The organism is Streptomyces sp. NPDC096310 (genome assembly GCF_044763125.1).
Classification (GTDB): Bacteria; Actinomycetota; Actinomycetes; order Streptomycetales; family Streptomycetaceae; genus Streptomyces.
This window is the reverse complement of record NZ_JBIWFO010000001.1, coordinates 1,077,843-1,086,661: the sequence shown is the minus strand read 5'-3', so window position 1 is coordinate 1,086,661 and position 8,819 is coordinate 1,077,843. Positions and strand designations below refer to the sequence as shown.

The 8,819-nt window shown below is 68.5% G+C and carries 7 protein-coding genes and 1 pseudogene; 4 read left to right on the top strand and 4 right to left on the bottom strand.

The features are described 5' to 3' along the window. Positions 1 to 450: 450 nt before the first annotated feature. Positions 451 to 720, bottom strand: coding sequence for a hypothetical protein (locus ACIQ7D_RS04435; protein ID WP_403933434.1), 270 nt, complete (start codon positions 718 to 720; stop codon positions 451 to 453). Between the two features lie 1,099 nt (positions 721 to 1,819). Between ACIQ7D_RS04435 and ACIQ7D_RS04430 the strand changes: the two genes are divergently transcribed. The 3 genes from ACIQ7D_RS04430 (at position 1,820) to ACIQ7D_RS04420 (ending at position 5,078) form a co-directional block, all read left to right on the top strand. Next, on the top strand, positions 1,820 to 2,812 hold the full coding sequence (locus ACIQ7D_RS04430; protein WP_403933433.1) for an LAETG motif-containing sortase-dependent surface protein: 993 nt from the start codon (positions 1,820 to 1,822) through the stop codon (positions 2,810 to 2,812). 373 nt (positions 2,813 to 3,185) lie between these two features. Then, the gene (locus ACIQ7D_RS04425) at positions 3,186 to 3,779 is read left to right on the top strand and encodes a helix-turn-helix domain-containing protein (protein WP_403933432.1); all 594 of its coding nucleotides are present in this window, start codon (positions 3,186 to 3,188) and stop codon (positions 3,777 to 3,779) included. A gap of 30 nt (positions 3,780 to 3,809) precedes the next feature. Continuing rightward, on the top strand, positions 3,810 to 5,078 hold the full coding sequence (locus ACIQ7D_RS04420) for an MFS transporter (RefSeq protein WP_403933431.1): 1,269 nt from the start codon (positions 3,810 to 3,812) through the stop codon (positions 5,076 to 5,078). Positions 5,079 to 5,185: 107 nt separating this feature from the next. Here ACIQ7D_RS04420 and ACIQ7D_RS04415 read toward each other — a convergent pair. Continuing rightward, positions 5,186 to 6,125 (bottom strand): annotated as a pseudogene (locus ACIQ7D_RS04415) (transposase); the annotation flags it as partial. 230 nt (positions 6,126 to 6,355) lie between these two features. Continuing rightward, positions 6,356 to 7,237 (bottom strand): recombinase family protein, encoded by an 882-nt coding sequence (locus tag ACIQ7D_RS04410; protein WP_403933430.1) that lies wholly within the window; start codon positions 7,235 to 7,237, stop codon positions 6,356 to 6,358. A 217-nt stretch (positions 7,238 to 7,454) separates the two neighbouring features. On the opposite strand from ACIQ7D_RS04410, the gene ACIQ7D_RS04405 reads away from it, so the two are divergent. Then, entirely contained in the window at positions 7,455 to 8,135 is a 681-nt protein-coding gene (locus tag ACIQ7D_RS04405) for an SDR family NAD(P)-dependent oxidoreductase (RefSeq protein ID WP_403933429.1), read from the top strand. Positions 8,136 to 8,191: 56 nt separating this feature from the next. Here ACIQ7D_RS04405 and ACIQ7D_RS04400 read toward each other — a convergent pair whose 3' ends face one another. Beyond that, positions 8,192 to 8,818, bottom strand: coding sequence for an NAD(P)H oxidoreductase (locus tag ACIQ7D_RS04400; protein ID WP_403933428.1), 627 nt, complete (start codon positions 8,816 to 8,818; stop codon positions 8,192 to 8,194). Position 8,819: the final 1 nt, after the last annotated feature.

Genomic DNA, 8,819 nt, shown 5'->3' with positions numbered 1-8,819 from the left:
ATTTCAAGCAGCACGCATCGTCTATGAGGCGAATCAGGCTCCCGCTTCGCCTGGTGCGATCCGTAAACCCTTCCGCATTTATGAAGTTCCGGAAAACTTTCGATGACGCGTCGTCGAATCCATATTTCGCCTCCGGGGCTTCGTCGCCGGGAATGCCGGAAGGTTCCCGCACATGTTCCGCACATGTCCCGCACAGCTTCCCGCACAGCTCAGACCTCAGGACCGGAGGGAGCATTGGTCCAGTCCAGAAGCGCGGGAGTGCCCTACGAGATCGCGCTCGCGCCGGTCCGTCCTCAGTCGCCGATGACGGAGAACGGCCCGGTCCGTGAATGCCTCTCAGGAGCCGGCGGGTCGACGGCTGAAGAAACGTAGCGGATCTCCCCGATCAGGGGAAGAACACCTTTTCCCCTCGGCCCCGAAGAACGTCGCACGCGTCTACATGCCAGGAGTTCACTTCGCACGTGTGTCCTCCCCACCGTCCGTCTTCCGATTTCTCACTGCAGACCATACGAGTCCACGGCGAGAAATCTGAAGGGGCGAAAACTGGACAGCCGGAGCATCGCGTGTCTCAGAAACATCGCCGAGGCCGATGTGATCGACGAAACAGCCGAAGGCGCCGGTGATCAAGGAATTGAATCTTTCCAGCCGGATCACGAAAGGTGTCACCGTCATATTTCTTGATGGATTCAAGGCCAACAGAATGCGGAGAAGTTGCGCCACCGCGCGCTCCCCCCGTGGCGCCTCCGATCCGGCGCCGCCGGCCGCGAAGGAGCGAACGCGCAGGCCAGGTCCCCTATCCCAGGGGCCGGCGTGGCAGAGGGGCCGGAGCGTACGGGAGCGACCGGTGCGCCTGCCGCCGCCCGGTTCCCGGGGACGGGCCCTGCGGCAACCGGAGGCGGCCCCGGCGCCAATCGGTCATCACGTGTGCCGACCCGTCGAACACGGGCGGCACCGACCGCCCCGTACGGAGGCGACCGGCACGGCACACGCGATCCACGCCATGGCCGAAAACACCTCTGCCACTTATGCCCGGGAGGCAAGTAGAACCAGGGAACCATCGCGAATCAGCCACTATCACCCCGAAGTTGTCTGAAAACAGGTAGTGACAGAGTCGGTGTTCTGTAATGGGCGGTTAAAATCAGCCCCAGGTTCAGGCCCCGGACGGGTCCGGCGGGACCACGGCACGGGGGTCCGCTCCGAGACACCGGCCCTGACCACAATCGGGCCTCGCTTGGCTGGACTTCACCGCAACCCTCCTGGCGGGACGCTGATCATCGACCGCCCGCACCACACTCGCCCCGCGGCCCGCCCCCTTCATCCGCGCCCCTCCAACAGTGCCTGGAACGCGGCGCGTTCCCCGCCCGCTCCGCGAGCGGCCCGCCGCCACCGAGGTGCGCGGTACGCCTCACGCACCTGCCGCTGACCACGCACAACACCGGATCGGACGACCGGGCCGCCCGGCACGGCCACCGCTCACCCCGGCCGCCAGGCCCGGTCAAGGGCGCCCGGGTTCCCACGCGGACAGGCGGAAGAACCCGTTCCGCCAGGGAGGCCCCGACCGCGTGTTCCGCCGTACGAAACGACCGCCGCCCGGCTCGACGGAAGGCCATATTCCGGCCGTTGCCGCAGGTTGACACGGAAGTCGCCGCCCCAGCAGCATGCGTGATGCCACCGAGCCACCCTGCCGGTGTGCGACCAATCACTTCAGTCCGGCCCCCCGCTTCGGCCTGCCCGCTCCAGCGCGCGGCGGGCCACCCCGTGTTGTGCGCGACGCGAGGTGCGGGACCGGATCACGCGTGGCGACAAGATGGAGAAACGCATGGCCAGAACGAGACGTGTCACCGCGTTGCGCCTGCTCGGAGTCGGCGCCGCCGCCCTGGCGTTCACCACCGTGGCGGCCGGCTCCGCGTGGGCCACCGACTGCCCCGGCGGCAAAGGCTGGGACAAGGGCAACCACGGGGGCTACAAGCCCGGTACGGGCGCGGGCACGCCGGTCACCACCGCCGACAAGTGTGAGTTCTCACTCGACGGCCGCGACTGGTTCTCCCAGATCAAGGTCGACGACATCAGCCTCAAGGCGGCCGACGACGGCAAGGTCCATGTCAAGGTCCGCACCGCCTCCGACGCGGCGAACTGCACGGTCTCGCTCGCCTCGTACCGTACCCACGGCCCCACCTGGGAGACCTCCGGCGAACAGGTCTTCCACGACTTCGACACCGTCGACATCGAGCAGGGCGGCCAGGACACCCTGGACGTGGCCTTCCCCGACGTCGGCTGCTTCGCACAGGTCGACCTCTACCGCGGCAAGGTCAGGTACGACGGCCTCAAGGACGCCAAGGACGGTTTCGAGCACGGCGATCTGCCGATCGGGCCCAGCCGTTCGGTCATCAAGGACAAGCTGATCGCGGCCTGGAACGGCGGCACGAAGAACTGCACCACGCAGGAGATCCCGCCGGCCCCGGGGCCGTCCACGAGCGAGTCCACGCCCGAGGAGCCGCCGGCCGAGGCGACGCCTCCCGCCGGCACACCGTCGCAGCCGGCGACCCCCGGTTCCGACACCCCGCCCCCCGCCACCAGCACACCGGGCACTCCCGGGTCGGCCACCCCCACACCGAGCGCCTCCGAGCCGGAGACGGACACCTCCACGCCGCCGAACACGCCGAGCCAGGCGTCCACCGGTGGCGGCGGCGACCTCGCGGAGACCGGTGGCGGCAATGTCGTGCCGCTCGCCGCGGGCGCGGCCGTGCTGCTGGCCGCCGGTGGCGCGGTCGTGATCGTGACCCGTCGCCGTAAGGCCGTCGCGGGCAACTGACCCGCGGGCGCCGCCCTTTCCCCGACCCCCGTCTCCGCCCGCCCCGGTCCCGGGCCGGGAGGGGGCGGGGGTTTCACCGTCGGCCCCGGGGCTCACGATTCACCGCCTCGGCCGCGCACGGGCTCCGCGCGTCACGCCTCCCGGGGCGGCGCGGCCGTGGTCGTACTTCCATCCCTCACCCGAGGCGATCGCCGAAGTCACCAGCCTGCTCGCGCCGGGCGATCGTCGGGGCTGACCACGTTTCCGGCATCTGCGGCGGCAGTCAAAGCGACCTGGATCGACTGGACATGGACCCTCACTGAGGGCCAGTTCACCTTCGGGCAGTTCTGAAGCCGATATTGCGAAACTTTCGCTTCATATCTAAGGTGAGGGCATGCGCCCAAAGCATGAGCCCGAGCAGATCACCGACCTGTCCCGGCTGAAGGCATTCACCGTCCCCCTGCGAATGCAGCTCTACCGGCTGCTGTACGCCGCGGGCACAGCGACCGCCTCTCAGCTCGCCGAGCACGTCCACGAGACGCCGTCGCTGGTCAGCTACCACTTGCGCAAGCTGGCCGAGCACGGCTTCGTGACTCAGGCGAGCGGCGAGGGAACCGACGGCCGTGAGCGCTGGTGGCAGGTGGCATCCGAGGAGGGCTGGGGCTTTCGCGACTCGGACTTCACGGAATCGCCTGAAGGGGCCGCTGCCGTCGGGGCAGTGACTCGGAGCATCCTCGATACCCGCACCGCCCAGTACCGCACGTATCTGGACCAGACGGCCGCCTGGGGCAAGACGTGGACCGACGCCGCGTTCAGCTCGGAATGGATGTTCGACCTCACTCCGGCTGAACTCGCTGAAATGAGCGACGAACTGGAGGCAGTGGCGCGGCGCTGGCGGGAGTGCGGCAAGGCCGCCAAGGCGGCCGGCGACACCGAGGACCGTGAGCACGTCTCCGCCCACTTCTACGGCTTCCCCTTCCGGCCCTGACCGGGGGCCCCGACTCGCTGGAGCCCCGTCATGGCACCCTTAGGGATACAGACAGCCCTGCCCCAACGCGCCGCCACACCGGCCTACCGCGACGGCAACGTGCTGCGCTGGCTCACCGCGTACACCGCCTCCCTCATCGGTGACAGCGTGTACTTCGTCGCCCTCGCCTGGTCCGCCCAGAAGGCTGCCGGTCCTACCGAAGTCGGTCTGGTCATGGCCGCCGGGGCGCTGCCACGAGCGCTGCTCATGCTCGGCGGAGGCGTGCTGGCCGACCGGATCGACCCACGCCGGGTGATTCTCGGCAGCGACGCGCTGCGCTGTCTCCTCATCCTCTCGGTGGCCGCTGTCATAGCGCTGAGTGCACCAGCCCTCTGGATCCTGGTGGCGGTGGCGCTCGTCTTCGGTGCCGTCGACGCGCTGTTCGTACCCGCGATCGGGGCCCTTCCGGCGAGGATCACGAGTTCCGACCAGCTCGCCCGGGTCACCGGCATGCGCTCCCTGTCCATGCGCCTGAGCCAGATCACGGGCCCGCCCATCGGCGGCCTGGCCATGGGGCTCGGCGGGCCCGCGGCCGCCTTCACCGTCGCGGGCCTCCTCTTCGCACTGTCCCTGCCGCTCCTGCTGACGATTCGGATACAGCCCCTCGGGGAGCACGGCCAGCAGCAACCGCAACCCGGCACGGCGTGGAAGGACCTCCTCGACGGCCTGCGCTACATCCGCCGCCACCGCCTCATCGGGCCGCTCGTCGCCGCCGGAGCCATCTGCGAGCTCGGCCTCACCGGCACCCTCAACGTGGGCATGGTCCTCCTCAACGCCGAGCGAGGCTGGGGACCTTCCGGCTACGGCTGGATCGTCAGCAGCTTCGGCGCAGGAGCAGCGGTCAGCGCCGCCCTGCTCGCCATCACCGGCTGGCTGCCCCGCGCCGGCCTGATGCTGGCCGGGACGCTCCTCGTGGGCTGCACGGGAGCGGCCACCATCGCACTGGTTCCGACCCTCTGGATCGCGGTAGTGCTGGCAGCGGTCATCGGACTGAGCGCGGGTGTCTTCGGCAGTCTGGACAATGCCCTGATACAGACCGCGGCGGACCCCGCCTATCTCGGCCGCGTCACCTCTGTGGTCATGCTGACCATGGTCGGTCTCGCACCCCTCAGCTACCCGCTGGTCGGCGCCGCCATCGGCGCCTGGGGCGCCGCCCCGGTGTTCGTCGGCTGCGGCATCTTCGCCAGCCTGGGCGTGGTCATCGCCCTGGCCTCCGGGGCCGTACGGCAAGCCGAACTGCCCCGGCAGCGGCCAGCGTGAGCACCTAGGTTTGCCGACGCAGAAGGGTGTGCCTCAGCTTCGACCTGGTCAACGCGGCGGTCATCTCCTCGCGGCCGGGTTTGCCACGCGCATCCCCTGAGCGGCGATCACTCGTTGTCTACGACATCCGGATCACGCAATGGCCGCAGGCCGTCGGGCAGCTCGGGGAGCTGGAAGGAGTACCGGCCGAGCATGTTGATGTGATGGCGGACGAACGGGGATAGGCGCGCGACGTCCTCATCACGGACATCGAATCCGTCCGCCCGGAGCTGAGTGACGGCAGCGTCCATGTAGCGGGTGTTGAACAGCACGAGGGCGTTGAGGACCAGGCCGAGGGCGCCGATCTGGTCTTCCATGCCGTCCTGGTAGCGCTGGTAGAGCTGCCCGGCCTTGCCATGGAAGATCTTCCGGGCGAGTGCATGGCGGCCGTCCTGGAGGTTGGCCTGCACCTTGATCTTCCGTCGGTAGGCCGGCTCGTCCGCCAGACGCAGGATGTGCAGCGTTTTGGCGATCCGCCCGTAGTGCGCGATCGCATCGCCCAGCGGGGTGGGGCGGCCGTCGCGCGAGAGCATCCGGATCACGTCGTAGGCGCGGACGGCTCCGGTGTGGATAGAGCCGATGATCCGCAGGATGTCCTCCCAGTGCCGCTCTATCCGAACCAGGTCGACCCGGCCGCGGGCCGCGTCCTGGAAGGCGCCGTAGTCGGCGGTGCGGTCGATACGCCACATCTTCTGGTCCGGCAGGTCGGCCAGCTGCGGCGCGTAGGTGAATCCCGCCAAGGTCAGGAGTCCGAAGACAATGTCGGAGTACGAGGCGCTATCAGTAACGATCATGTCGGGGCGTTTGCCGCCGTCCGCGGTCGTAGAGCACGTCCAGCACGTACAGCGAGTCGCGCGGGGTGCCGGCCACAACCTTCCCGCCGAGCCCGGCCGCCTGGTCATTGATCATGTTGAGCCAGGTGGCGCCGCCCTGGCGCCCGAAGTACTTCGGGTTCGGCCGGGCGTACACCGACGGCACCGGCACCACGAACCGCATCCCGTCCACAGAGGGGGGTCGGCCAAGGTGAACCCAAAACCCGCCACGAGTGGATCTTGAACCGCTGAAGCCCCGGTCAGAGCAGCCAGTCACTTTCATGGGCTCGGGGTCGTCCGCCAGTGCGCCCGAGTCGGCGGCCGGGGACTCCTGGCGTCCGCCGTACGGTCCGAACGGCCCGTAGGTTCATGGGGCGGTGGCGCCGAGCTGCGGGCCGCTGCCCTTGGTGCGGTGCATGGCGGCGATCACGCGCTCTCCTCGGTGTCGGCGTCGGCCAGGACGCGGTAGACGGTGGCCACCGACGGGTTCTCGCCCTTGTTCTTGCCGCTGGAGATGAAGAGTTTGCCCGCGATCTGCGGGACGGGGACGCCGCTGGCGCGCAGGGTGCGGGCATAGGCGATCTGGTCGTCGTCGATGACCTTGGGTCGTCCGCCGTGGCGTCCGCGCTCGCGGGCGGAGACCTGGCCTCCCAGGGACTTCTCGCGGATGTACTCGCGCTCGGACTCGGCCATACCGGCGAAGAATGCGAAGAGGGCGGCGCCGTGCCCGGAGGGGTCGTAGACCCCTTGGAGAGGGCCGGTGAGGAGTTCGAGCTGGATGTCGTCGGCGCGGAGCGTCTCGGCGATGGTCAGGAGCTCGGCGGCGCCGCGTCCCAGCCGTTTCATCTCGTGGACGGTGAGGATGACCCGCTGGTGCGGCACGGCCTTCTTGATGTTCTGCGCGTAGGCCAGGGCCTTGACGAACTCGGGCCGATCCTTGATCCGGGTGCTGATCTTCTCCGAGAACACCGGCTCGCAGCCGGCTTCCTGGAGAGCGTCGAGCTGGCTCTGCAGCTCTTGGGCTGCGGTGCTGCAGCGTGCGTAGCCCACCCTGGTGGGCTTCACCTGGGCTTTGGGGGCGGTGGCTTCGATGGCCGGGCCCCTCTCCCAGGCGTGGCCGGGGCCGCGGCTGGCGGGGATGCGGACTTCGAGTTCGGCGCGGAGCTGGGGCACGAGCATGAAGCGCGGGGTGTGGTACTTGGGGGCGACCTTGCCGCCGCGGGTGCGGCAGGTGCTTCCGGCGGGGACGGAACAGGTCGGGCAGTCGAACTGTTCGACGGCGGCGGCCGGTTCGGCGAGCGAGTTCATGACGCAAAAGCTATCTGAGCGACCATTGTGCGAACCCTGTTTTGCGAGAAGTTATGAGAACGACAAATAGGGATGAGATAGGCTCGGGTCGGCTAGGTGTGATCGTTCGCAGAACTAGTCATTTCTGCGAGCGCGAAGCGAGCAGGACCAGGGCGACGCCGATCATCGCGACGAGGGCGGTGGGCGGTGACCATGCCCTCGGTGGATGATGGTGACCATGGATCTTCTTCTTGACCAACGGGTCGTGCTCGTACTTGGCGGAACCGGATACGTCGGTTCCGCGATCGTGGACCAGCTCCGTGCCGAGCGGGCAACGGTGGTCGTCGCATCCCGTCATCCGGGCAGCGACGGAGTCCTCCTCGACGCGCGCGACCCCGATTCAGTCGACGCCGCGGTGGGCCGACTGGTGGAACGGCACGGACGCATCGATGGGCTTGTCGTTGCAGCCGCTCCGAGCGCGCTGACGCTTGATCCGGCTCGCAGCGACGACCCGGCGCAGGTGCTCGACGCGATCGACGCGAAAGCGATGTCGTTCTTGCGGGTCGCGAACGCCGTCACCCCGCACATGCGCGCCGCGGGCTTCGGTCGTGTCGTGGGCATCAGTGGTCAAAACGCGTTCCAGACCGGCAACGTCACAGGCTCGCTCCGGAACGCGGCGATGATCCTCGCAGCGAAGAACATCGCCGACAGCCTGAGCGGCACGGGCGTCACGGTCAACGCCGTCAATCCTGGCATCGTCTCCGACCACCCGTCACCGGATGTCGAGATCGGTCGGGCCGGCGAATCCAGCCCGCAGCAGATCGCCTCACTGGTGACGTTCCTCCTGTCCCCGCTCGCCGTGATCTCCGGTGAGTCCATCGCCGTCGGACAGCGCATGCGGGGCGTCACCTACCTGTAGCAGTTGGGGCATCGGCAGCAGGGGCACGCTTCGCGGAGTTCGCCGGGGAGCAGGAGTCATCTGGGGGTGGCCTGCGTGTCGCCGGTCTGGCTGTGGAGCGCGGCGGCGATCGTGCGTGCTTGCTGACGCAGGGTGGTGATGTGCGTCGCGGGATCGTCGGCTTCCGAGGCGAACGTGTCGTAGAGCAGTTCAAGCCGGCTGTCGGAGACGCCGCAGTAGCCGGCGATGCCCTGGTTGAGATGGTGGGCCATCATCGAGTCGTACTCGCGCTTGGTGTACTTGGCCTCGGTGTCGCCGGCCAGGCCGACCCATCGAACGGCCGGAAGCCCGGTGCGGCGACCGCCGCCGTAGAAGATGCCGTAGTTCCAGACCCGGTCGATGTAGCCCTTGAGCGCGGCGGGCATTGAGTACCACCAGACAGGGAACACGAAGATGACCGCGGCGGCACCGGCTGTGCGGGCTGCGGCTTCCATCACCTCTGGTGTGTACTGCTTGTCGAGGTTCTCCAGATCGGGCTCGTCGGCCTCGTGGAGAACAGGGTCGAAGCCCGACCGGTAGACGTCGATGACCTCGACGTCCCGGCCGAGGCCGCGTAGCTCCTTGATCATGTCATCGGCGATGGCCGCGGTCAGGGAGTCGCTGCGGGGGTGTGCCCAGATGACTTGGATGGTGGTGCGCTGCATG